This is a genomic window from Mesorhizobium sp. WSM4313, from assembly GCF_002294725.1.
GTDB lineage: Bacteria > Pseudomonadota > Alphaproteobacteria > Rhizobiales > Rhizobiaceae > Mesorhizobium.
Map to the genome: position 1 here is coordinate 47,211 of NZ_NSFT01000001.1, position 21,307 is coordinate 68,517.

At 62.5% G+C, this 21,307-nt stretch carries 27 protein-coding genes and 1 tRNA gene; 12 read left to right on the forward strand and 16 right to left on the reverse strand.

The window, feature by feature from the left end:
- Positions 1-61: 61 nt before the first annotated feature.
- On the reverse strand, positions 62-955 hold the full coding sequence (locus CK219_RS00240; protein ID WP_095764799.1) for an SDR family oxidoreductase: 894 nt from the start codon (positions 953-955) through the stop codon (positions 62-64).
- Between the two features lie 269 nt (positions 956-1,224).
- On the opposite strand from CK219_RS00240, the gene CK219_RS00245 reads away from it, so the two are divergent.
- Positions 1,225-1,635: a helix-turn-helix domain-containing protein gene (locus tag CK219_RS00245; RefSeq protein WP_095764800.1), complete on the forward strand. Its 411-nt coding sequence runs from the start codon at positions 1,225-1,227 to the stop codon at positions 1,633-1,635.
- An 83-nt stretch (positions 1,636-1,718) separates the two neighbouring features.
- Positions 1,719-2,948 carry an NAD(P)/FAD-dependent oxidoreductase gene (locus CK219_RS00250; RefSeq protein WP_095764801.1) on the forward strand — a complete coding sequence of 410 codons (1,230 nt, stop codon included), beginning with the start codon at positions 1,719-1,721 and terminating at the stop codon, positions 2,946-2,948.
- On the opposite strand, the gene CK219_RS00255 is transcribed toward CK219_RS00250, so the two are convergent.
- Positions 2,902-3,621 (reverse strand): glutathione S-transferase family protein, encoded by a 720-nt coding sequence (locus CK219_RS00255; protein WP_176476893.1) that lies wholly within the window; start codon positions 3,619-3,621, stop codon positions 2,902-2,904. The genes CK219_RS00250 and CK219_RS00255 overlap by 47 nt on opposite strands.
- Position 3,622: 1 nt before the next feature.
- A complete protein-coding gene (locus tag CK219_RS00260; protein WP_095764803.1) occupies positions 3,623-3,928 on the reverse strand; it encodes a Rieske (2Fe-2S) protein in 306 nt (101 codons plus the stop codon).
- 96 nt (positions 3,929-4,024) lie between these two features.
- Between CK219_RS00260 and CK219_RS00265 the strand changes: the two genes are divergently transcribed.
- From CK219_RS00265 to ilvC, 3 genes are all read left to right on the forward strand, one after another.
- Positions 4,025-4,480 carry a MarR family winged helix-turn-helix transcriptional regulator gene (locus CK219_RS00265; RefSeq protein WP_095764804.1) on the forward strand — a complete coding sequence of 152 codons (456 nt, stop codon included), beginning with the start codon at positions 4,025-4,027 and terminating at the stop codon, positions 4,478-4,480.
- Between the two features lie 130 nt (positions 4,481-4,610).
- Positions 4,611-5,264 carry a TetR/AcrR family transcriptional regulator gene (locus tag CK219_RS00270; RefSeq protein ID WP_095764805.1) on the forward strand — a complete coding sequence of 218 codons (654 nt, stop codon included), beginning with the start codon at positions 4,611-4,613 and terminating at the stop codon, positions 5,262-5,264.
- A 25-nt stretch (positions 5,265-5,289) separates the two neighbouring features.
- Positions 5,290-6,309 (forward strand): ketol-acid reductoisomerase, encoded by a 1,020-nt coding sequence (gene ilvC / locus CK219_RS00275; protein WP_095764806.1) that lies wholly within the window; start codon positions 5,290-5,292, stop codon positions 6,307-6,309.
- A 281-nt stretch (positions 6,310-6,590) separates the two neighbouring features.
- On the opposite strand, the gene CK219_RS00280 is transcribed toward ilvC, so the two are convergent.
- Positions 6,591-6,875, reverse strand: coding sequence for a PilZ domain-containing protein (locus CK219_RS00280; RefSeq protein ID WP_095764807.1), 285 nt, complete (start codon positions 6,873-6,875; stop codon positions 6,591-6,593).
- Positions 6,876-7,026: 151 nt separating this feature from the next.
- Positions 7,027-7,614 carry a BA14K family protein gene (locus CK219_RS00285; RefSeq protein ID WP_095764808.1) on the reverse strand — a complete coding sequence of 196 codons (588 nt, stop codon included), beginning with the start codon at positions 7,612-7,614 and terminating at the stop codon, positions 7,027-7,029.
- 167 nt (positions 7,615-7,781) lie between these two features.
- On the opposite strand from CK219_RS00285, the gene CK219_RS00290 reads away from it, so the two are divergent.
- Both CK219_RS00290 and CK219_RS00295 read left to right on the forward strand, forming a co-directional pair.
- Positions 7,782-8,894, forward strand: a complete 1,113-nt coding sequence (locus CK219_RS00290) for an endonuclease/exonuclease/phosphatase family protein (protein ID WP_095764809.1) — start codon at positions 7,782-7,784, stop codon at positions 8,892-8,894.
- 5 nt (positions 8,895-8,899) lie between these two features.
- Positions 8,900-9,616, forward strand: a complete 717-nt coding sequence (locus tag CK219_RS00295) for a hypothetical protein (RefSeq protein WP_095765533.1) — start codon at positions 8,900-8,902, stop codon at positions 9,614-9,616.
- A 71-nt stretch (positions 9,617-9,687) separates the two neighbouring features.
- On the opposite strand, the gene CK219_RS00300 is transcribed toward CK219_RS00295, so the two are convergent.
- From CK219_RS00300 to CK219_RS00310, 3 genes are read right to left on the reverse strand one after another with little or no spacing between them, the layout of a single operon-like run.
- On the reverse strand, positions 9,688-10,905 hold the full coding sequence (locus CK219_RS00300; RefSeq protein ID WP_095764810.1) for an ABC transporter permease: 1,218 nt from the start codon (positions 10,903-10,905) through the stop codon (positions 9,688-9,690).
- Positions 10,902-11,609, reverse strand: coding sequence for an ABC transporter ATP-binding protein (locus CK219_RS00305; RefSeq protein ID WP_095764811.1), 708 nt, complete (start codon positions 11,607-11,609; stop codon positions 10,902-10,904). The genes CK219_RS00300 and CK219_RS00305 overlap by 4 nt, the downstream gene beginning before the upstream one ends.
- 4 nt (positions 11,610-11,613) lie before the next feature.
- Positions 11,614-12,900 (reverse strand): efflux RND transporter periplasmic adaptor subunit, encoded by a 1,287-nt coding sequence (locus CK219_RS00310; protein WP_095764812.1) that lies wholly within the window; start codon positions 12,898-12,900, stop codon positions 11,614-11,616.
- Positions 12,901-13,032: 132 nt separating this feature from the next.
- Here CK219_RS00310 and CK219_RS00315 point away from each other — a divergent pair, with 132 nt between their 5' ends.
- From CK219_RS00315 to CK219_RS00330, 4 genes are all read left to right on the forward strand, one after another.
- Positions 13,033-13,935, forward strand: coding sequence for a PhzF family phenazine biosynthesis protein (locus CK219_RS00315; protein ID WP_095764813.1), 903 nt, complete (start codon positions 13,033-13,035; stop codon positions 13,933-13,935).
- Between the two features lie 163 nt (positions 13,936-14,098).
- A tRNA-Lys gene (locus CK219_RS00320) sits at positions 14,099-14,174 on the forward strand.
- A gap of 112 nt (positions 14,175-14,286) precedes the next feature.
- Positions 14,287-14,526, forward strand: coding sequence for a hypothetical protein (locus CK219_RS32025; protein WP_095764814.1), 240 nt, complete (start codon positions 14,287-14,289; stop codon positions 14,524-14,526).
- Positions 14,527-14,900: 374 nt separating this feature from the next.
- Positions 14,901-15,218, forward strand: a complete 318-nt coding sequence (locus CK219_RS00330; protein WP_095764815.1) for a hypothetical protein — start codon at positions 14,901-14,903, stop codon at positions 15,216-15,218.
- 55 nt (positions 15,219-15,273) lie between these two features.
- Here CK219_RS00330 and CK219_RS00335 read toward each other — a convergent pair whose 3' ends face one another.
- From CK219_RS00335 to CK219_RS32710, 4 genes are all read right to left on the reverse strand, one after another.
- Positions 15,274-15,459: a hypothetical protein gene (locus CK219_RS00335; protein ID WP_095764816.1), complete on the reverse strand. Its 186-nt coding sequence runs from the start codon at positions 15,457-15,459 to the stop codon at positions 15,274-15,276.
- Positions 15,456-15,869, reverse strand: coding sequence for a hypothetical protein (locus tag CK219_RS00340; protein ID WP_095764817.1), 414 nt, complete (start codon positions 15,867-15,869; stop codon positions 15,456-15,458). The genes CK219_RS00335 and CK219_RS00340 overlap by 4 nt, the downstream gene beginning before the upstream one ends.
- Complete coding sequence (locus tag CK219_RS00345) at positions 15,866-16,306, reverse strand: hypothetical protein (RefSeq protein ID WP_095764818.1); 441 nt, start codon at positions 16,304-16,306, stop codon at positions 15,866-15,868. Before CK219_RS00345 ends, CK219_RS00340 begins: the two co-directional genes overlap by 4 nt.
- A 68-nt stretch (positions 16,307-16,374) precedes the next feature.
- Positions 16,375-16,707: a hypothetical protein gene (locus tag CK219_RS32710; RefSeq protein WP_176476894.1), complete on the reverse strand. Its 333-nt coding sequence runs from the start codon at positions 16,705-16,707 to the stop codon at positions 16,375-16,377.
- A gap of 76 nt (positions 16,708-16,783) precedes the next feature.
- Here CK219_RS32710 and CK219_RS00355 point away from each other — a divergent pair, with 76 nt between their 5' ends.
- Positions 16,784-17,140: a type II toxin-antitoxin system PemK/MazF family toxin gene (locus CK219_RS00355; protein ID WP_210199983.1), complete on the forward strand. Its 357-nt coding sequence runs from the start codon at positions 16,784-16,786 to the stop codon at positions 17,138-17,140.
- Positions 17,141-17,316: 176 nt separating this feature from the next.
- Here the strand turns inward: CK219_RS00355 and CK219_RS00360 are convergent, their stop codons facing one another.
- From CK219_RS00360 to CK219_RS00385, 4 genes are all read right to left on the reverse strand, one after another.
- Positions 17,317-17,754 (reverse strand): hypothetical protein, encoded by a 438-nt coding sequence (locus tag CK219_RS00360; RefSeq protein ID WP_095764820.1) that lies wholly within the window; start codon positions 17,752-17,754, stop codon positions 17,317-17,319.
- 39 nt (positions 17,755-17,793) lie between these two features.
- Positions 17,794-18,063, reverse strand: a complete 270-nt coding sequence (locus CK219_RS00365) for an HNH endonuclease (RefSeq protein WP_176476895.1) — start codon at positions 18,061-18,063, stop codon at positions 17,794-17,796.
- A 783-nt stretch (positions 18,064-18,846) separates the two neighbouring features.
- Positions 18,847-20,226 (reverse strand): hypothetical protein, encoded by a 1,380-nt coding sequence (locus CK219_RS00375; RefSeq protein ID WP_141245277.1) that lies wholly within the window; start codon positions 20,224-20,226, stop codon positions 18,847-18,849.
- Positions 20,227-21,297: a DUF2793 domain-containing protein gene (locus CK219_RS00385; RefSeq protein WP_095764825.1), complete on the reverse strand. Its 1,071-nt coding sequence runs from the start codon at positions 21,295-21,297 to the stop codon at positions 20,227-20,229.
- Between the last annotated feature and the right edge of the window lie 10 nt (positions 21,298-21,307).

Below are 21,307 nucleotides of genomic sequence, written 5' to 3' on the forward strand. Positions count from 1 at the left end.
GGATGCCCAAGAAGTCGAAGTGAAGCGCGCCGGGGGGACGACCTCCCAGGCGCGCCAGACTTCAGCCGAGCAATGCGGCCTTGTTCGCTTCGAGGAACTGCTTCAGCGTCCGCGGCTTGCGGCCTGAGAGCTTCTCGACCGCATCGGTCACCTCGCCTATGCGGCCGGCGCGGGTGTTGGCATCGAAGGAGACGATGATGCGGGCGAAGTCCTCGGGAACGCCCGCCGCTTTCACCCCTTCGGTCAGCGCCTCGTCCGGCAGTTGGATGACCTCCAGCGGCTTGCCGGTCACTTCGCTTACCAGCGCCGCAATTTCATTCGTGGTATAGGCCTGCGGGCCGGTCAGCGTGTAGATGTGGCTTTCCTTGGAGTCGGATGCGAGGCCGGCGGCGATGGCGGCCGCCATATCGTCGCGCGCGCCGTGAGCGATGCGCCCGTCGGCGGCCGAGCTGTACCACTTGCCCGACGAAATGGCGTGCGGCAGCGACATGAACAGGTTCTCCTGGTACCAGCCGTTGCGGAAGATGGTGTAGGGGATGCCGCTCGCCTTGATCGCCTCTTCGGTGCCGTAATGGTCGCCGGCAAACAGCACCGGCGAGCCGGGCTCCGGATTGGGCATCGAGGTATAGAGCAGGTGCGAGACCTTGGCCGCCTTGGCGGCGGCCACCGCTGCCTGGTGCTGCTTCAGGCGCCGGTCGCTTTTCAGGTCGAGCTCGCCGGTCGAGATGACAAGCACCCGGTCGGCGCCCGTGAACGCTGCTTCCAGCGAAGCCTTATCGTCGAAGTCGGCGGCTCTCACAGCGACGCCCCGCGCAGCCAGATCGGCGAGATTTTCCGGGTTGCGTGTAGTGGCGATGATATTGGCTGGCGCGACTTCCCGTTCGCCAAGCAGATGATTGATGACGGCGCGGCCAAGATGGCCGGAAGCACCGGTTACGAGAAGGGTTTCGGTCATCGGGTATCCCTTGAAAATGCCAATGGCGGGTCTGATCGGTGGTCTCAAAAAGAGACCAGCGCTAAAATAGGAATTGACCGCAGGCCGTAAAGAAGGCAGTTTTTCGGGAGGTAGGCACTGCCAGGGAACCACCCCGGCCGGCCTAAAGCGCGTCGCGATCTTTCAGATTCGCTCCATGCGCTTTAGGTTTGATTTTACGCATGTCTTTATTCCGAAACCGGTTCCCGCTTTCGGGAGACATGCTTTAGTTTCGATCAGCGGATGTCGTGATGGACAGCAAGATCTTCAATCTGAAAGCCAAGCTCGAGGTCTACAAGGCCATGACGAACGGCGCCAATTTCGCCGATTGTCCGGTCCGCGACGTGATCCAGGGCATCAGCGGCAAATGGAGCTCGCTGCTGGTGATGGCACTGGCCGAGAAGCCCTATCGCTTTGGCGAGCTGCGCCGGCTGGTTCCCGACATCTCGCAGCGCATGCTGACGCAGACGCTCCATGATCTGCAGCGGGACGGCTACGTGCACCGCGAGGTGTTCCCGACCAAGCCGCCGAGCGTCGAATACAGCCTGACCGATCTTGGACGTTCGATGTTCCTGCCTCTGCAACAGCTCGTTCAATGGGCCGAACTCAATCATGACGCGGTGCGCGATGCGCGCGCCGCCTTCGACACCGCCCAGGGCTGATCTCTCGACACAAGCGTCAAAGCGCCCGATTGATCCGGCGCGTTCCAAGCGGGATTGTCCCCGCAGGGTCGGGTTGGGGGACGATGGGCAAGTCTTACGAGATCGCGATTGCCGGCGCTGGTCCGGCCGGGCTGGCGGCAGCGCTTTACCTCAAGCGGGCCGGACACAAGGTCACCGTTTTCGAGCGTTTCGACGCGCCGAGACCTGTCGGCTCAGGCCTCATCCTGCAGCCGACCGGGCTGACAGTGCTCGCCGATCTCAGCCTGCTCGATGAGATCCTTTCACTTGGCAGCCGCATCGAGCGGCTGCACGGCACTGACGCCGGCAGCGGGCGCACGGTGCTCGAAGTCCGCTATGACGCGCGGCGAGGCCGCCGCTTCGGCCTCGCCGTGCATCGGGCGGCGCTGTTCGGGGTGCTCTACCGCGCCGCCTTGCGCAAAGCGATCGCCATCGAAACCGATGTCGAGGTCGAAACGCTGGAAGTCGGCGAGCGCGCGACGCTGGTCTGCGGCAACGGCAGGCGGCTCGGGCCGTTCGACCTCATTGTCGATGCCAGCGGCGCGCGCTCGAAACTGCGGTCATATCTCGGCGATAACGCCATGCCACGGCCGCTCGCCTATGGCGCATTCTGGGCGTCGCTCGGCTGGCGGGACGGCTTTGACAGAAGCGCGCTGCTGCAGCGCTACGACAAGGCAAGCATAATGGTCGGCGTGCTGCCCATCGGCCGGCCCGAGCCTGGCGCGCAAGACATGGCGGCTTTCTTCTGGAGCCTCAAGCCGGCCGATGCCGAACAGATAAAGGCGAAGGGCCTCTATGCCTGGAAGGCGAGGGTAGTCTCTGTGTGGCCAGAGTGCGAGGCTTTCACCAGCCAGATCGACAGTTTCGAGCAGCTCTCGCTCGCCCGCTATGGCCACCATACGATGACATTGCCAGCCGGCCGGCGGCTTGCCGTCATCGGCGATGCCGCGCATTCGACCAGCCCGCAGCTCGGGCAAGGCGCGAACATGGCGCTGCTCGACGCCGCGGCGCTCAGCCACACGCTGGAGCACGCGAGGGGAGTCGACGACGCGCTCGACACCTACGCGAAGGCAAGACGCTGGCATGTGCGCATGTTCCAGGCGCTGTCCCTGTCGCTGACACCCTTCTACCAGTCGGACTCCGTGGCCTTGCCCTTTGTCCGCGACCGTGTGGTCGCGGCGCTGGCGAGAGTTCCGCCAGGGCCGCAACTCCTTGCGGCCATGGTCGCCGGTACGGTAATCGACCCGTTCAGGCGGATCGGGCTTGCGGAGTTGCAATGGCCTGCAGCCGGATGATCTCGGACAGGTAAGACCCCTTTGCCCGCAGGAAGGCGTGCAGCCGCCACGGATAGTCCGGGCTGACGGCTTCCTTCACCGATTTCCGTTCGCTCAACGCCTCGCGCCAGGCTTGGACGAGCGGCTTGCCGTCCAGAATGCCGAAGTCGCCGATGCGGTCGAACGTGTCGAAATAGCGGAAGACCGGTCCGTAGACGGCGTCGACCAGCGAGAAACGATCCCCGGCGAACCACGGACCGCTTTGCCTTGCCGCGAGTTCTGCTTCCACACGCGCGAACATCCCGGACAAGCCTCTGCTTTCACGGAGGAAAGCGGCTTCATCGGCAGCGGAATAGAAGCGGCCGATGGCATTGAGGATCGCCGAGCCGAATTCGATCCAGGCGCGATGCCTGGCCCGCAGCAGCGGATCGGCAGCGTGCAACGGATTGGCCTCCGTCTCCTCGAGAAATTCGAGGATGACGGCGGATTCGAAAATGACTTCCTGCGCGTCGCCATGCCGGACGCGCAGCAGCGGCACCTTGCCGAGCGGCGAGACCGCCTTGAACCAGTCGGGCTTGTTGGCAAGGTCGACATCGACCCGTTCGAACGGCACGCCTTTCTCGGCAAGCGAGATCGCGGCGCGCTGGACGTAGGGGCAGAGGTGATGGCTGACGAGGGTGAGCCTGGCGGTCATCTCATTCCCCCCAGACATAGTTCAGCGCGCCGTCTTCGACGCGGGTCGACAGGAACATCAGGCGGGAGCCCTTCGGCGCCGGGCCTTCCAGGCGCTCGCCGCTTGTCATGTCGAATTTCGCGCCATGCCATTGGCAGACAAGTGAGCCGTCCTTGCATTCCAGCGGCCCGCCGAAATGCAGGCAGACATTGGCCGCGGCGCGGATGCGCTCGCCGCTGCGCCAGACATGTATCTCGCGGCCGAAGAACGGCGCCATCAGGCTGCCGGTTTGCGGGATATCGGCGATCTTGCAGATTTCATGTTTCATCGGAGAACTCCATATCGATGCGTTTGCATCTATATGAATGCATTTGCATCGATCGTCAAGCTTGATGCAATTGCATCTATCCGCTAGGCTGCGCCGATGACGAAGAAATCCCCATCGCCCGAAGCCGTCACCGCCTGGGCGCGCCTCATGCGCGTCTCGCGCCAACTGGTCGAAAAGACCGAGGACGCGCTGAAGGCCAGCGGGCTGCCGCCGCTAGGCTGGTATGACGTGCTGCACGAGCTGGCGGAAGCGGGCGAGGGAGGGCTGCGGCCGTTCGAGCTGATCGATCGCGTTCTGTTGGCACAGTACGGCGTTTCAAGGCTGCTGGCCCGGCTGGAAGCGAATGGCCTGGTCGAAAAGCTGCCGGTCTCCGATGACGGCCGGGGCCAGACCGTGCGCATCACGCCAAGCGGTCGGGACATGCGCCGCCGCATCTGGGCTGTCTATGGCGCTTCGATCGCGGACCAAATGGGCGACAGGCTTTCAGCCCAGGATCTGAAGACATTGGCTAGCCTTCTCGGACGGCTGCGTGATCCCCCGATAAGCGATTAGCGGGCGAGCCCTTCGCTGTTCTGCCGGATCGTTTTTCGCCGCGGCCCCTTGCATCCGAAACCGGAATGCGCAATAAGCCGAACCGTAACGTACGGTACGCATCCGAGCGACCGGAAAAACAGGACAGAACGTGCTGCAGGCAGGCGCCGACATCGACAACAGCGAGACGCTCACCGAGCGCCAGCAGGCCGTTCTGGATGCGGCGCTTCGTCTGCTGGTCGAGGAGGGCGACAACCTGACCATGACTGCGGTGGCGCGGCGGGCAAGCTGCTCCAAGGAGACGCTATACAAGTGGTTCGGAGACCGTGACGGGCTGCTGACGGCTACAGTGCAGTGGCAGGCGTCCAAAGTGCGCGTGGCGCCGGTCGATCGCGAAGGGCTCGACCTTGCTTCGCTCACCGCGAGCCTCGAACGCTTCGCATCAGACTGGCTCAAGGTGATTTCCAGCGACACCTCGATCGCGCTCAACCGTGTCGCGGTCAGCCATGCCGGCTCGGGCAAGGACGATCTCGGCGCCGTCGTGCTGCAGAACGGCCGCTTTGCCTTGGCGAAGCGCCTGAAGCCTGTGCTCGAAGCCGGACGCCAGGCAGGACTGCTCGATTTCGAGGACGCCGAGACGGCGTTCCGGACCTTTTTCGGCTTGGTCGGCCGGGACGTGCAGATACGTCTGCTGCTCGGCGATCGGGTGGAATTGACTGGGGCGACGATCGGCGGCGATGCCCGCCGCGCGACGCAACAGTTTCTCGCTCTTTTCGGAGCAAAAACCGGGCCGCAGGCCCTCTGATCTTCAAACGGGAAGGAAGACCACAATGCGTGTCTATTACGATCGTGACGCCGATCTCAATCTGATCAAGGGCAAGAAGGTCGCCATCATCGGCTATGGCAGCCAGGGCCGGGCGCACGCGCTCAACCTCAAGGATTCCGGCGTCAAGGAGATCGCCATCGGCCTGAAGGCCGGCTCGGCGACCGCCAAGAAGGTCGAGGCCGACGGGCTCAAGGTGATGAGCGTGGCCGACGCTGCCAAATGGGCCGACCTGATGATGATGGCGACGCCCGACGAATTGCAGGCCGACATCTACAAAAACGAGATCGCGCCGAACATCCGCGACGGCGCCGCGATCGCCTTCGCGCACGGCCTCAACGTGCATTTCGGCCTGATCGAGCCGAAGGCCTCGGTCGACGTCGTCATGATCGCGCCGAAGGGCCCGGGCCACACGGTGCGCGGCGAATACCAGAAGGGCGGCGGCGTGCCGTGCCTGGTGGCCGTCAACCAGGACGCTTCGGGCAACGCACTCGACCTCGCGCTCTCCTACGCCTGCGGCGTCGGCGGCGGCCGTTCGGGCATCATCGAGACCAATTTCCGCGAGGAATGCGAGACCGACCTGTTCGGCGAGCAGGTGGTGCTGTGCGGCGGTCTGGTCGAGTTGATCCGCGCTGGTTTCGAGACGCTGGTGGAAGCCGGCTACGCGCCGGAAATGGCCTATTTCGAGTGCCTGCACGAGGTGAAGCTGATCGTCGACCTGATCTATGAAGGCGGCATCGCCAACATGAACTACTCGATCTCGAACACCGCCGAATGGGGCGAATATGTCTCGGGTCCGCGCATCATCACCGCCGACACCAAAGCCGAGATGAAGCGCATCCTGAAGGACATCCAGACCGGCAAGTTCACCTCGGAATGGATGCAGGAATATCGCGCCGGCCTGTCGCGCTTCAAGGGCATCCGCCGTGGCAACGACAGCCACCAGATCGAAGAGGTGGGCTCTAAGCTCCGCGCGATGATGCCGTGGATCGCCAAGAACAAGCTGGTCGACAAGGCGAAGAACTAAGGCGATCCACGTCTTTTTGCCTGCGCGTCCTCGGGCTTCGCCCTGCGGTCGCGCGGGTGATCGCCAAGAACAAGCTGGTCGACAAGGCGAAGAACTAAGGCGATCCACGTCTTTTTGCCTGCGCGTCCTCGGGCTTGCCCTGCGGTCGCGCGGGCGATCGCCAAGAACAAGCTGGTCGACAAGGCGAAGAACTGATCTTCGATTTCACCGTTGCATCCCAAAGGCCGGCGGAGCGATCCGCCGGCCCTTTCTTTGCCAAGCAAGCTGGTCGGGTCCGGGATCTAGCCGTAGTGCCAGTGCGGCTTGGGCTCGGTGCCGGTGAACTCGACGCCGATGCGGTCCTCGCGGCGCCAACGGACCACCGCCCTGTAGCCGATGCCGTCGATCGGCACATAGAGAAGGAATTCGTCCGGCACGCGCGCATCGATCGGCACTTTCAACTCTGCGCCGTTAGCATGCATGTTGCGCACCGTGCATCTGACCTCGGAATTGTTGATGCCGGTCAGGATCGCCGCGCCTTTGAGCACGCGTTGCCTGTGTTGGTTTCTGTGTTCGTTTTCGGCCATGGCGTGCACGTCTCGCACCCCGTTCGCGCGAATCGTCATATTGAATAGCCGCCGCCGATGAATTTAGGGTTATCGGCCGATGGCGGACACAGGTTCGGCAAAATAAAACGGCGCCGCGAAGGGCGCCGTCTCATCCTTCCTGCCGAAGGGCTCAGATATAGGGCGAGATGCACTGCCGGCGCGGGCCGTAGTTGGGCTGGAACGTGTTGTCCCAGGCCCGATAGGACCGGTAGCGGTCGTAGCACCATTGGACATGGGCCCTGGAAAGCCGCTCGGTCCGGTAGATGCGCCGCGGCTGAACGTAGCGCGGGTAAGGGTCGTAATAATATGGATCGTAGTAGTTGTTGTAGGCGAGGCTACCCAGGCCCAGGCCTAGCCCAAGCCCCAGAAGGGCGGCGTCACCATTGTCGAAACGCCGATGATGGCGATGATGCCGCCAGCGCCAGTCGCCATCCCCATCCCAGTTGCGGGAGAAATGACGAGAGCGGAAGTCGTCGCCGCGCCATCTGAAATCCCGGCCCCGCCAGTCGCCACCGCGCCGCCAGCGCCAGTCATACATCCCCCGCCGGTCGTTGCCGCCGGCCCAGCTGTCGCGGATGGGTATGATGGTTGCCGCCGTGCTGGTTGCGGTCGACAGATCGGGTTGCAGGATTGGGCCGGCCACCGACGGCGCCGTCACGCCGGCAACGAAACCGAGGGCCAGGAGCCCGGATCGAAGGGAAGAGAAAAGCGGTTTCATTTCACTCTCCAAGGAGCAAAGGCCCCACGCCCAGCACACCCCGGGAAGAGGCCCATTGTTGGAACTTTCCGTCTGAACGGAAGATGAACGGAAAGGTTCCATCAACCATAACGAGTATCGCGCCTGGCTCTTGTTTTCGTCCCCGCTTGCGGGCAAAGGTCACGGCCATGTCGCTTCGGCTTGCCACCTTCAACGTCGAGAACCTGATGAGCAGGTTCGATTTCTCGGGCTATCGCAACCAGCTCAATGAAGACCGCACGCTGGCGCTGTTCGATATCCAGAGCGAGGCCGAATACCGGTTTCTCGAGCAGGCCCGTGCCATCGCCCAGTCCGACGACACGCGCCAGCTGACGGCGCTCGCCATAGCAGCCACCCGCGCCGACATCATCTGCATGCAGGAGGTCGACAATATCGAGGCGCTGAAGGCTTTCGAATATGGCTATCTGTTCAAGATGATCGGCCAGGGCTACCGGCAGAAATACACCACCGCCGGCAACGATACGCGCGGCATCGATGTCGCGGTGATGATGCGCAACGAAACGGCGCAAGGGCAGCCGATCGACTTCGTGCGCATGACCAGCCATGCCTATGTCACCTTCGAACAGTTCGGCCTGTTCACGCCGGAGCTCGCCGCGCTCGGCTATCTCGCCAATGAGCGTGTCTTTCGCCGCGACTGCCTGGAGATCGACCTGAGGGTCGGCGGCGTGCCGTTAACGCTCTATCTGGTGCATTTCAAATCGATGGGGCCGCCGCGCAACGGGCTGGATGGCCGCCAGGCGTCGATGCCGCTGCGCATCGCGGAAGCGCAAGCGGTGCGCCGCATCGTCGAGGAGCGTTTCGGCAAGGACCATGCCGCCGACAAACGCTGGGCCATCTGCGGCGACATGAATGATTACCGGCAGCGCGTGAAGATCGATGGCGACGCGATCGACGGCTACCATTTCGAGGTCATAGACGAAGCCCGGTCCTCGATCGATGTGCTCACCGCCGGCGGCTTTTGCGAGAATGTTGTCGAGCGGCGTCCGGAGATGGACCGCTGGAGCTTCTACCATACGCGCGGCCCGGAAGAGCGGCACCTTTGCCAACTCGACTATATCCTGCTGTCGAAGGCGCTGGCCGCGAAGAACGCCACCGCCGTTCCCGACATCATCCGCAACGGCCAGCCCTGGCGCACCATCTTTCCGCCCGGACAGGATGTCGAACGTTTCCCGCGCGCGGGCTGGGACAGGCCGAAAGCGTCGGACCATTGCCCGGTGGCGATCACACTGAACATGGCGTGACACTGTTGAGTTTCGACCTGCCACGCAACGTCATCCTTCCGGTCGATGCGGTCGATGTCCGCCTCGATCCCGGCCCGCATCCCTTCGCGCTGAGCAATGCGGCAGCCATCGCCGAGAACTGGCGGCAGGAGATCGCCGCCAATCCGGCATTGTTCGACGGCGCCGTGGTGCTGCTTTCCGAGCTTGCCTACCGCGACGGCCGCCTCGTCGGCCGCTGCCATGCGGTGAACTATTCGACGTTCCTGCTGTGGCGCAGGCGGCGCGAGAATTCCGGCGCCGAGCACGCCTACGCGCATGCCGTGCTGGTTGCCGGCGACAATGCGCTGGTGGCGATCCGCATGGGGCCGCACACGGTCAATGCCGGCCGCGTCTATTTCGCTGCCGGCTCCTTCGAGCCGATCGATTTCCGCGACGGGCTCGTCGATGTCGACTTCAACATGATCCGGGAGGTGAGGGAGGAGACCGGGCTGGACCTTTCGACGGCCGAGCGCGGACAGCGCTATCACGCGCTATCGACGGCAAGCGGCACGGTGATCTTCCGCCGCTACCACGTGGCCGAACCGGCCGACGAGCTGGCGCGGCGCATCACCGCCTTCGTCGCCGCCGAGACCGAGCCGGAGATCGAGGGGCCGGTGATCATCCGCCACGCCGGCGATCTGCCCGATGGCTTGATGCCGCACATGAAGCCGCTGGTCGAGTGGCATTTCGGCGGCGGCCGTTAGCAGCACCCAGCCGCTCTCTCCGCGCTGCGTCACCGCAAGATCGGCGCACAGGCGCAGAACGCTGCCTCTGATTATTCGTGCCGCAGCGCGTCGATCGGGTCGAGCCTTGCGCCGCGCAGCGCCGGGAAGAAGCCGAACACCATGCCGATCAGCGCCGAGAAGCCGACGGCGAGCAGGATGACGGCGGGGCTTGGCGCGAAGGGTATCGTCAGCGCCATCGAGGCCATGCCGGCCAGCGACAGGCCGATCAGGATGCCGATGATGCCGCCAAAGAGCGACAGCACCGTCGCCTCGACCAGGAACTGGATGAGGATGTGCTTTTCGTGCGCGCCGATGGCCAGCCTGATGCCGATCTCGCGCGTGCGCTCGGTGACCGAGACCAGCATGATGTTCATGATGCCGATGCCGCCGACCAGGAGGCTGACGCCGGCGACGGCGCCCAGCATGCCGGTCATGGTGGTGGTGGCGCTGGTCATCGCATCGGCGATCTGGGTCATGTCGCGGATGGCGAAATCGGGATCGCGATCCGGCGTGATACGGCGCGTGTCGCGCAAAATGTCCTCCACGCGCGGCTGCAGCTCACCGGTCGGCGTGCGGTCGTCGGCGGCGATATAGATGTTGTCGATGTCGCGGTTGCCGGCGATGCGTCGCTGATAGGCGTGCAGCGGCATCAGCACGACATTGTCCTGGTCCTGGCCGAAGCCGGTATAGCCCTTGGGCTCGAGCAGGCCGATGATCTTGCAGGAGGTGCGGTTGACACGGATGATCTCGCCCTCCGGATCGCCGGCGCCGAAGAATTGCTGTCGCACGGTTTCGCCGATCAGGCACACACCGGCGCCGGCGCGCGTTTCGGAATCGCTGAACGGCCGCCCGGAGACCAGTTTCCAGTCGCGGGCGTCGAGATAGGCGCTGTCGGTGCCGGTCACGCCCGAAGTCAGGCTTTCGGTGCCGAAGATGACGCGGACCTGCTTTTGCGAGGCCGGTGAAATCGCGCGGGCGCCGCTCAGATGCGCGACGAGCGCCATGACATCCTTTTCGGCCAGCGGCCGCACCGCCTGGTCGAGCCCTCCCGGTCCGCCGGGTCCTGCCGGCCGGCCGGCGCGGACGACGAGCAGGTTGCTGCCGAGCTTGGAAATATCGGCCTTGACCTTCTCCGTCGTGCCGGAGCCGATGGTGAGCATGGCGATGACGGCGGCGACGCCGATGACGATGCCAAGCAATGTCAGGAAGGAGCGCAACACATTGCGGCGGATCGAGCGCAGCGAGAGGCGGACAGTTTCCCAGATCATGCTGCTTCCTCCGCTTTCAAAGTATCGGAGGCGACATGGCCGTCGAGGAAGCGGATTGTGCGGCCGGCATAGCCGGCGACGTCGGCCTCATGGGTGACCATGACAATGGAGAGACCGAGCTCGGCATTGAGCCTGGTCATCAACTCCATGATTTCATGCGTACGCGCGGTGTCGAGATTGCCGGTCGGTTCGTCGGCGACCAGCAGCGTCGGCCTGGTGACGATGGCGCGGGCGATCGCCACGCGCTGCTGCTGGCCGCCCGAAAGCTCGGCCGGCGTGTGATGCTCGCGCCCGACAAGCCCGACCTCGGCCAGCGCCTGCATGGCGAGATCGCGGCGCTCGCGCGCGGCGACGCCGCGATAGATCAGCGGCAGCTCGACATTTTCTGCCGCGGTGGTGCGCGGCAGGAGATTGTAGCCCTGGAAGACGAAGCCGACATAGAGGTTGCGCAAAAGCGCGCGGCGGTTGCGGTCGAGCCGTCCCGCATCGATGCCCGTGAAAGAGTAGGTTCCGGCTGTCGGCGTATCGAGGCAGCCGATGATATTCATCGCGGTCGATTTGCCCGAGCCGGAGGGACCCATGATGGCGACGAATTCGCCGCGCCGAATGGCGAGATCGACGCCGGCCAGCGCGTGCACGCGAGCCTCGCCCTCGCCATAGCTCTTCCAGACCTTGTCGAAGGTGATGAGCAGGGGAGCCGACATTTCGTCAGCTCCGCTGCTGTGCGCCGGTGATGACCTCAGCGCCCTCATCGAGGCCGGACGTGATCTCGGTCAACTCGCCGTCGGTCGAGCCGATCCTGACGTTGACCGGGTGCGGTCGGCCGTTCTCCAGCACATAAAGCGTGCGCGAGCCGTCGGTCGGCGCCTTCGTTGCCTCGGCTTGGCGGTTCGGGCGGCCCATGCGGCCGGTGAAGAGGTCGCTAAGGCTCCAGCCGCGTGCCTGCTGTTGCATCGGGCGATAGCGGAAGGCGGTCGACGGGACGGTAAGCACGCTTTTGGCCTGCCGGGTCACCACCGAGACCGTGGCCGTCATACCGGGCCGCAAGAGAAGCTCGCCATTGTCGACTTCGAGGCGGGCATTGTAGGTGACAACGCCGTCGGTGGTGACCGAGGCGTAGGAGATGTCGCGGATCTCTGCGTCGAAGGGTCGGTCCGCGAACGCGTCGACGGTGAATCGGGCATGCTGGCCTGGCTTGACCTGGCCGATATCGGCCTCGTCGACCGCGGCCTGCAATTCCATGTTGCGAAGGTCGGCGGCGATGACGAAGAGCACCGGCGCCTGCAGGGAGGACGCGACGGTCTGGCCGGGATCGACCGAGCGCGTCAGCACGATGCCGTCGATCGGCGCATAGATGGTGCTCTTGGCGAGATCGGTCTGCTGCGCCTTGAGATCTGCCTGGGCGATGGCGAGATTGGCTTCGGCGCTGTCGAGCGCCGCCTTCGAGCGGTCGCGCGTCGCCGTCGCCGCTTCGAGCGACTGGTCCGTCGCCATGCCGCGCTTGGTCAGCGCGCTGGCGCGCACAACCGCGTTCTCGTTTTCCTGCAAGGTAACCTTGGCGTTCTCGACGGCGGCCGCCGCCGCCTTGGCGGAGGCGGTGGCGCGCTCGATCTGGACTTCGAGCTTGGCGGTGTCGAGCGTCGCCAGCACGTCGCCCTTCTTGACCTGCTGGTTTTCATTGGCCGCGACCGAGCGGACGATGCCGGAAAGCTCGCTGGAGATGTCGACCTGGGTCAGCGGCTGCAGCGTACCGGTGGCCGATACCGCGACAGTGAGGTCGGCGACCGCCGCGGGCACGGCGGTGTATTCGATCCTGGGAGGTGCTGCGGCATACGACCGATAGAGGGCAATGCCGGCCGTGATTATCGCTATCGTCAGCAGCGCGTAGAACCAGAAGCGGCGACGCTTGCGGCTTACGCCCTTGCGGTCGAGCCCGAGCGCTGTCTCTATGGAAGTACCGGATTCCGCGTTTGCCGGATTGACAAGCTGGTCCACGCCGGACCCCTATGCTGAAAATGGATGTCCCTATCCGTCCACAAATCAGGCCTTAAGGTTCGAATTTCAAATTAAATTTCCCTCATGTTTGGATTGAGGCAGAAATTCGGGGCGAGGCGAAAGGTTTTCTCCATGGCGCGCAATTACTTGCTTTACGATGTGTTTACCACCGAAAGGCTGGCTGGAAATCCGCTTGCGGTGGTGCTGGACAGCGACGGGCTCGACACTGCCGGCATGCAGGCGATCGCACGTGAATTCAATCTGTCTGAGACAGTGTTCGTGCTGCCTCCCGACAATCCGAAGCATCGCAACCGCATACGCATCTTCACGCCCGACTATGAGATGCCTTTCGCGGGGCATCCGACGGTCGGCTCGGCGATCGCGCTGGCCGAACTCGCTGGCGAGGCCGCCGGCATTTTCGTGCTGGAGGAGAATATCGGGCCGGTGCGTTGCGCGGTGAGCAAGCATGATGGCTCGACATTCGCTGAGTTCGACTTGGCGAAACTGCCGGAACCGCTGGAGCTCAAGGCTGACCCGGACGCGATCGGCGCGGCGCTCGGCCTTGCCCCGCACGAGATCGGCTTTGAGAATCACCGCGTCGCCTTCTGGTCGGCCGGCGTGCCTTATGTGACGATTCCCGTTGCCGGCCTGGAGGAGGCGGCCAAGATCCGGCTCGACAACCAGGCGTGGTCGGAATTGGCGCCGCGCAAGAGCGAATGGGCCTTCGCCAGCCCCTATGTCTATTGCCGCGAGACGGTGCATCACGACAGCGCCTTCCATGCCCGCATGATCGTGCCCGGCACGCCTTCCTATGAGGACCCGGCGACCGGTTCGGCCGCGGCCGCCTTTGCCGGCGCCATCATGCATTTCGACGCCCCGACCGACGGCATCTCGCAGCTCTGGATCGAGCAGGGGCTGGAAATGGGCCGGCCGTCGCGCATCCGGCTCGAGCTCAATGTCGATGGCGGGAAACTGGCCTCCGCGCGCATTGGCGGCCACGCGGTCAAGGTGGCTGAAGGCAAGCTATTTGTGTGACACCTGCGGGCTTTTTTGGCAGGCATGATCTTTTCCCGAAAAACCGGAATCCACTTTTCGCGATCATGCCGTGTCGATTTGTCGGGAAATGATCCGGCAGGGCCTAGACACAGCCGAAAGCGGCGGCTATATGCGCCGCCGACGCTGAGTTTTCCGGCGGTGTGGGTGTGTAGCTCAGTTGGTAGAGCAGCTGACTCTTAATCAGCGGGTCCACAGTTCGATCCTGTGCACACCCACCAAATTTCTCTTAAAAATCAATCGGATATCGTTTCGTATCTGAAACAGTTGAACCGGATTTTTCGGCTCGGCTAACCGGCGGCTAACAATTTCGTGATCGGGGAGGGATCTGAAATGAAGGCGCTTAAGGCGGTTTGGATCGTCGGACTGCTCAGCAGTCTCGGTGGTTGCTCAAACAGCGAACCTCGCTACCAGGTCTCCGAAGGTTCGATTGCGACCTATCTGAATCCCAACCAATCGCAGCCTACGACGATATTGCTTGATCGGCAAACGGCCAAGAGCTGGTATCTGACGCGTACCGGCTCTGGCGAGATCATTTGGTTTGAGATCGCCGAGCCTTTAGGTGCAAAGTAGCCCGCCACCGTGAGGCAGCGGCACGGCGAATTAACCAAGGTTGACCTTATCCGGGAACATCGACGCTTAACATTTGTTAGGGGGAGCATGACCATGCCGCCCCCGCCGCCGCGCATGTTGGCCCTTGCAATTCTGCTTCAGATAGCCTTGCGCGTGCATCTGGACTCTCAGCAAGCACCGGCCAAGAAATAGGCCCCGGAAGCCGAAGTGCCCGCTACGTTGCCGCAGCGAGCGCCTCCAGTCCGCACATGTGGTTTCAATGCTTGGTGGCTGACATCGCCTCCGCATGCCCAAGAGAATCCTCTTTCTTGCAATCTGCGTCGACCCTGCGACTATCGGTAGGTCCACGGGAATGGACGCGACGGGAGGGTTTGATGGTCGGTTTTAGGGAGACGCTCACGCACGAGGCCGGCGAGTTGGCTTTCGCCGAGGAAAGGCGGGCCGCAGCATTACGTCGCAAGCTCGCCCTTCACGATGAAACTGGGGCAAAGCTAAAATCCGACGTGGATCACGCTGCCTCTGCGGCGGCCCGTATTCATAGATATCAGCCCGTCATTGACGAGACGCCACAATGCCCGCACTGCTGGATATTGCGAGCAAAGAAGGAGCCATTGAGCAATCAAGAGAGCGGCGGCAAAAACGATTTGTTCAAGTGCCGCGAATGCGGGTACGAGGTGCCCTTGGAGCCTTGAGGGCCCGGAAGCCGAAACCTCCGGGCCACCGTTTCGCGTGCGGAATGATCAGTGCTTATTGGATGCAAGAACCGTGGGGGTATCGCTCACGGTCGTAGTGCCAATGCGAAACCAACATCAACCCCTCGTCCGCCCGAAGAGGGATCATGCCGAAATTGTTGCGGTAGGCGTGGTGGAACGGGATGACGATCATGTCTTCCCTGGGCTCTGTCGCCGCTGACAGCAGGTCGAGCGTGCTCATACCGGCACCAGTACACAGAAATTCGCCAGCGCGTCCGCGTCGGCGATGCCGGCTTCTGCCTCGTCATGCTCGCGATCGTCATCCACCTCGCGCTCATGATCACCAGCGGCGCCGTCGGCCCAATGCTCTTGATTGTAGTTGAAGTTTGGAGCGCCGAGCGTCGGTTCTGCGGTGCCGTCGTCTTCGTCATCGCTGTTATCCTGCTCGCGATCGTCATTGTCGCCAGACCAGCCAGATAGATAGGGCTCAGCATCGGCGTCGTCCTCCAGGTCGCAATCGGCTTCCATGAGGTCCAGCGCGGTGATCAGCGCCATGGACTGGTCGAGCAGCTCGTTAACGCGTGCCTCGATCGCCTGCCGCCAGGTGCGCGGATCCATGCCGGCGGGCATCCCGAATGGCAGCGCGTTCATGACGGCATCCCTTCAAGATAGGCCAGCGCCGCGGCAACCAGCGGCGGCACCGTCGGCGAGGCAGCAAACGAGCTCATCTCGTCCAGGACAAGCCGCAGGGCCTCGATGGCACCCTGCCTTGATGCCGCCGGCCGCTCCCATTCCTCGATGACGGCCATCGGCGGCCCATACGACACCTCTGCGTAGGCCTCCGCTTCATCGTCATCCTCCGGGGCGTTCCGATTGAAATCTTCAAGGCCGGCGCGTAAGGCGGCGATCGCATCGATCAGCGGATCTTTGACGGGAACAGCGCGCGGTGCCGCCACAGCGCCACCAGTGGCAGGCAGTGAGGCAATCCCGGCCAGGATGAGCCGGCGGGAAAATCGTCCGGTGATGATGTGCATTCCCTCGGCGCCGGGCATAGCTTCGCCGGCGGCCGGAATACGGGTGTTCGGCATGGTGGTGCTCCAAATGGTGATATTTACACCATTAAGCATATTGTTATCACCGATTTGCTGTCAATGGCTTATGGTGATAAAAGCACCACATGAAGCCAGTTCAATGCCGCATGGGGCGTGCAGCCCTCAATTGGAGCACCCTCGACCTTGCCAAGGCGGCAGGCGTCGGAGGCAATACGGTCAATAGGTTCGAAGCAGGCCAGGATGCTCGGGTCAGCAGCGTGGACAAGATGCGCGCGGCCCTCGAGTCCGCCGGCGTCGAGTTCATCCCAGAAAACGGCGGCGGCGCTGGTGTGAGGCTGCGGAAGCCATGATGAGCCGGACGGTCGTCTGGATTGCCCTGATTGCTGGTTAGCTGTGAAAAGCGGGAAGAGCGACCTTCCTCGCTTGATCTCAAGCAAGTCCTTGCGGATCGTCTAAAGTATGGCGATTCGATATCCTGTTGGTCCAAAGACGCTCGTACTTTGCGATTATGCTATGGGCGGTTTCTGCGAGCCTGAGATGGTGAAGCGGCGGCCGGCGATAGTGATTTCGCCGAGGCTTCCACACCGTGACGGCCTCTGCAGTGTTGTGCCGATCTCTTTGACCGCGCCGACCCACAACGTGCACTACGTCGTCAAGCTCGACTTCCTGGAACCTCTGCCTGCGCCTTTTGATTCGGTCGTCGGCTGGGTGAAATGCGACATGGTAGCCACGGTGTCGTTCAATCGCCTAGATTTGTTTCGCACCGGTCGCGACCATGAGGGCAAGCGTAAGTATCTGACGATCAAGGTGTCCGACGAGGATTTTGAGCGCGTGAAGCACGGAATTCTTTGCGGCCTCGGCTTTCGGTAAATTGACATTAACCCCAGAAGCCCCATATTGAGGCCGATCGCTCGCGGCGAATGCCGTTGAGCCTCAAGACCTCGAGAGAGGCGAACCCCACCACGGCGACACCAAGCCCGGTGGGGTTTCTTGTTTCTAAGGCCATATGGCAGCCTCGCCAGCGCGCGTTTCCCTTCTTCGCTGTCCTACGCCGCCCGTGCCTCGATCGCCCTCTGGCGGGCTTCCCTGGCCAGCGCCATGCACTGTAGAGCCATGCCGCGGCTGAGGCGCTTCTGCTTCTCGACCCACGGCCCGAAATGCCCATGTGGCAGCGTCGCCTTGATGTGCATCAACCAGCACCCTACCCTGATCTTGAGATCCGTCGACCAGCGGCCACCAGGAAGCGCCACAGCGTCGTTGTCGCCCGGCTCGGGCTCCGGTGGCGCCATGAGGGTCAGATAGGCCCTGTGCACCGCCTGCTGCCTGTCTGGCGGCAGCTTAGCGAACTGGTGCACCGTCATGCCGCATCCAAAGGCCAGGACCGCGGTATGGCGCTTCTCGCCCCGCATGCGGCCGAGGCGCGCGTATTGCCATTCGTTTGGCAGTCGATAGACGCCGACGCCCTCGATCTCGATCTCGGTCATGCCGCCCCCTGTAACGGCGGATGATGCATAAGCCGCGACTTATTCGCAAGCCTCTACCGCCTTCGCTGCCTTTTCTTTCTGCAACTTGGCCATGTTCATCTGGTGACCGCGATGCTGATTGCAGTGAAGGTGGGCCGCAGCCAAATTCTCCCGCGAATTCGTGCCGTTGCGCATCTTTGGCTTCAGGTGCTCTAACGTCGCTTGTTTAGGCCCGGTTGCCGTGAAAGGCTGATGGCACCAGCAGCAGAGGCCGCCCTGCTGTTCGATGAGTTCGTCACGGATTCTTGCTAGCCTGGATTTCTTCGCCATGGGGGTTGTTTCCCTCCTTATTGTTGTTGTTGGCCTTGTAAGGCATGCCAAAAGGACCATGACGTCGAGGAGAGGTCAAGGGTGACGCTGAAAGCATCGCCACGGGGCTGGCAATTGGCGTTGTGCGGGCTGAAATCAGCACCTCTGAACGCGATCTGGACTCCCAGCCGCTTCGGACGCATTCTGCGCCCTGGGGAGTGAGGGGCGTGGGCAAGGATCAGCTTGTAGGCCAGATGGTAGTGTACGGGACCGACGTGACGCCCTTCTGTGGCGTATTTGGCCGCCGGTCCGATAAAGCTCCACCCCTATGAGTGGCAATAATATACGCCGCTTCCGGCGCGTGCGGTGGGCGCAGATCCGCTGGCTTGATGGGCAGGGGCGACTTGCGCTTGCCAAGGCAGGGGCGCGACGGCCAGTAATTTCCACCACTGTTGTGCTGCTTTGCGTGATGGTCGCTGCAACCTCTGCTTGTGTGGCTCAGTACGCTTTGAACCATATCTCGCTGAGTGCAACCGCTGGTCCCAGTTTGCTTGGCTTTGGCTGCAACATCAAAGGCGACATCTCGAACAACACTGGTAATCGGATCTACCACCTGCCAAGCCAGAGATACTACAACTCGAGGATCATCACCCCGAGCAAGGGCGAGCGCTGGTTCTGCGGCGAGGCGGAGGCACAGGCGGCCGGCTGGCGGAAGGCAAGGCGATAGGAGTCTTCCGCAAAGTCAGGATCGCGGGAATGTCGTGGTCGCCTCCGTCAAGCCTGCACCCGATGCATAGTCATCCATTAGGTGCAGCAAATGATTTGCGGTTGCTGCGTAGGCACGACGGGGGCAGTCGCGAGAATTTCCGTCGTGAAATTCAGCCATTGGCACGAAGCAAAGAGCGACATATTCACGCTGTCGCTAACAGTCCCTGACGTAGCCAGAAACTCATCGCTAATCTGCCAGCAGCCGGTCGCGGGTGATATCGCGCCGCCGGATGATCTCGGTCGATATGGATAGGGTGCCAATGGCGACAACACCTCGCCCACGTCGAGATAGTTCACAACCAGACTATTTGCTCGCGATGTCGTGATCGTTGCGCATGTGACCGACGCGCTCGACGCTGAATTATGGGATGAAGCGCCGATCGGATTGCTCTGGTCAACCCCACTGATCTGGATAACTTGCGCCATAGACCCGGTACTGCCGGTCCATGTGATAGTCGGATCAGTTTCTGTTCCGTCGACGTAGCGCCAGGCTTTGGAGCCATTCTGGGTGCCGATCGTCCAGTTCTCGATCACATTCCAGCCAGCGGGCCATACCGCCGTGGCCGTTGCCGATGTGATCGAGCAATAGGCGAGAAGGAGATTGCCGTTCACGCGTGAACCGGGCAGCGATGGCGTAATGGAGGCAGCGTTTGCCACCACGCCGCCGCCAGAATTTACAACTTTGGGGCCCAGCCGCGCGGCCCCGGCCGCCACGATGGCATCGACGAAGCCGACGTAGTTGGTGCTGATGCTGGAGACACTGGAAAACACATTCTGGCTAACGCTGGAGAGTGCTGCCGAATTTATTTTGTATTCCGACTGCAGGCCGTCCCAGCTGGCGTTGGCCCAGAGGTTGTCGATCACGGTAAAGCCGGAATCTGCAGCGGGGGTTCCGGTCCCGCCGACTGCCGTTGCGAGCGCTGCAATCTCGAATGTACTTGAATTCGTCGTCGATATTCCTGTGACCGTGTGCGACGATGAACCGCCGCTTCCTGCAACAGCGACCACGGCCGGCAGTGACGAATTGGTGTCGAAGACGGCATCTATATCGGCACCAGAGACGCCGAAAACGTCCAGGTCAATATAGTTGGTAACGCCGCTGCCGCCCATGGTTGCCGTGATCGTCTGAGCCGTGAGCGGAGATGGCGCATGCGCGACCCACTCATCGACGATCAGCGGAAAAGAACTTATGGTTGATACCAATCTTGTTCTGGCGCGCAGCGCCCAAGTCAGACCGCCGCCGACGACTTTGATGATGCTGGGTGAATTACCGAACGTGTTAGCCGTATTGCTCGAAAACAGGGAAATGAGAGCAACAATAATATCGTCCGAATTGGTAGTCGTCAGCGTTACCGAAGCCGACGTTGCGGACGTCGGCGTGCTTGTACCTGCGTGACCGTCGAGCGAAAGTGCCACTTACCGGCTCCCGACAAGCGTGATGCTGATGTTTGCAAGCGTCGCATCGGCCGTTGCCTGGTTCGTGACCGTGATCACGTCGCCCGCCGAGGTCGTGACTGGGCTCGCGAACGTGAATGTCGCTGTCGTCGCGCCCAAGGCGAAATTGATCGTGCCGATGCTCGCCCCGTTCTGCTTGATGGTGAGCGTGGTCGCCGCCGTTGCCGCAACAGTCGCGCTGGCATAGCTGCCGGAGAGGCCGGACGGGAAGGTGACGGCACGGGGAACGACGATGCGCGTCATCACCGCGCTATTGGCCGTGACGCCCGGGCAGAACATCATCACGTCGTATGGCGTGCTGATAAGCTGCGTTCCATCGGCGCGGATGTAGGCGATGCAGATCACATTATCCGAATTGTCCTGAACGAAGATCGCCCTATCGCCGGCCGCCGTAGTTATGTTGGCCCCGCCAGGCAGTTTCAGCGTCGTTGCATTGTGGGTGAGCGTCAGGACGCCGTCGAAAATGAGAATGGCAACCCGCCCATCCTTGGCGGTCGCCCAGTCGATATCCGTGACTGTGGTCGTGCCGGTGATGTGGAACAAACCGCCTTCGCCGAGCGAGATCGCGCCGGAACTGGCAACGTTGGCGCCCTTCTCCCAGAGCGCGGCGAGGGCATCAGGCGTCACCGCTTTTGCGGTATCGGTTCCGGTCAGAGTTTCTATGGTGGTCGCTGTCAACCCGCCACCGCCAAGAGTGAACGTGCTCCATGCCGAGCCATCATAATATTTCAAGGAATTCGAGGTCTGATCCCAGGCGAACATGCCTTCAATTGGCGAGAAGAAAAACCACGAGCTGTTATAGTACACGGCAACGCCGTTGTTGTGGCCGCTCCAGGCACCCGAGCCAGCCGTTCCGACGACATACAGATCGCCTTCGGCCGGCGATCCCGGCGGAGTATTAAGCGAGACCTGGACGGCCGGGAAGAACATAGCTCCGGCCTCCAGTTTGGCGATTGCCTCGTTGACAGTCACCGAGCGATTATTCTGCGTCGCGTCGAGCTCGGTGATGCTGAGGCGATTGGAAGTGGTCATATCGCTGATT

What these genes read in the sequence shown, in the direction of transcription:
- CK219_RS00315 (WP_095764813.1), top strand. Translation starts at nt 13,033, where the DNA reads ATGGCGCGCAATTACTTGCTTTACGATGTGTTTACCACCGAAAGGCTG.
- CK219_RS32025 (WP_095764814.1), top strand. Translation starts at nt 14,287, where the DNA reads ATGAAGGCGCTTAAGGCGGTTTGGATCGTCGGACTGCTCAGCAGTCTC.
- CK219_RS00260 (WP_095764803.1), bottom strand. Translation starts at nt 3,928, where the DNA reads ATGAAACATGAAATCTGCAAGATCGCCGATATCCCGCAAACCGGCAGC.
- ilvC (WP_095764806.1), top strand. Translation starts at nt 5,290, where the DNA reads ATGCGTGTCTATTACGATCGTGACGCCGATCTCAATCTGATCAAGGGC.
- CK219_RS00365 (WP_176476895.1), bottom strand. Translation starts at nt 18,063, where the DNA reads ATGGCGAAGAAATCCAGGCTAGCAAGAATCCGTGACGAACTCATCGAA.
- CK219_RS00345 (WP_095764818.1), bottom strand. Translation starts at nt 16,306, where the DNA reads ATGCCGAACACCCGTATTCCGGCCGCCGGCGAAGCTATGCCCGGCGCC.
- CK219_RS00255 (WP_176476893.1), bottom strand. Translation starts at nt 3,621, where the DNA reads ATGACCGCCAGGCTCACCCTCGTCAGCCATCACCTCTGCCCCTACGTC.
- CK219_RS00300 (WP_095764810.1), bottom strand. Translation starts at nt 10,905, where the DNA reads ATGATCTGGGAAACTGTCCGCCTCTCGCTGCGCTCGATCCGCCGCAAT.
- CK219_RS00250 (WP_095764801.1), top strand. Translation starts at nt 1,719, where the DNA reads ATGGGCAAGTCTTACGAGATCGCGATTGCCGGCGCTGGTCCGGCCGGG.
- CK219_RS00340 (WP_095764817.1), bottom strand. Translation starts at nt 15,869, where the DNA reads ATGAACGCGCTGCCATTCGGGATGCCCGCCGGCATGGATCCGCGCACC.
- CK219_RS00280 (WP_095764807.1), bottom strand. Translation starts at nt 6,875, where the DNA reads ATGGCCGAAAACGAACACAGAAACCAACACAGGCAACGCGTGCTCAAA.
- CK219_RS00355 (WP_210199983.1), top strand. Translation starts at nt 16,784, where the DNA reads ATGGGCGGTTTCTGCGAGCCTGAGATGGTGAAGCGGCGGCCGGCGATA.
- CK219_RS00245 (WP_095764800.1), top strand. Translation starts at nt 1,225, where the DNA reads ATGGACAGCAAGATCTTCAATCTGAAAGCCAAGCTCGAGGTCTACAAG.
- CK219_RS00305 (WP_095764811.1), bottom strand. Translation starts at nt 11,609, where the DNA reads ATGTCGGCTCCCCTGCTCATCACCTTCGACAAGGTCTGGAAGAGCTAT.
- CK219_RS00265 (WP_095764804.1), top strand. Translation starts at nt 4,025, where the DNA reads ATGACGAAGAAATCCCCATCGCCCGAAGCCGTCACCGCCTGGGCGCGC.
- CK219_RS00360 (WP_095764820.1), bottom strand. Translation starts at nt 17,754, where the DNA reads ATGACCGAGATCGAGATCGAGGGCGTCGGCGTCTATCGACTGCCAAAC.
- CK219_RS00240 (WP_095764799.1), bottom strand. Translation starts at nt 955, where the DNA reads ATGACCGAAACCCTTCTCGTAACCGGTGCTTCCGGCCATCTTGGCCGC.
- CK219_RS00330 (WP_095764815.1), top strand. Translation starts at nt 14,901, where the DNA reads ATGGTCGGTTTTAGGGAGACGCTCACGCACGAGGCCGGCGAGTTGGCT.
- CK219_RS00285 (WP_095764808.1), bottom strand. Translation starts at nt 7,614, where the DNA reads ATGAAACCGCTTTTCTCTTCCCTTCGATCCGGGCTCCTGGCCCTCGGT.
- CK219_RS00335 (WP_095764816.1), bottom strand. Translation starts at nt 15,459, where the DNA reads ATGAGCACGCTCGACCTGCTGTCAGCGGCGACAGAGCCCAGGGAAGAC.
- CK219_RS00385 (WP_095764825.1), bottom strand. Translation starts at nt 21,297, where the DNA reads ATGACCACTTCCAATCGCCTCAGCATCACCGAGCTCGACGCGACGCAG.
- CK219_RS00290 (WP_095764809.1), top strand. Translation starts at nt 7,782, where the DNA reads ATGTCGCTTCGGCTTGCCACCTTCAACGTCGAGAACCTGATGAGCAGG.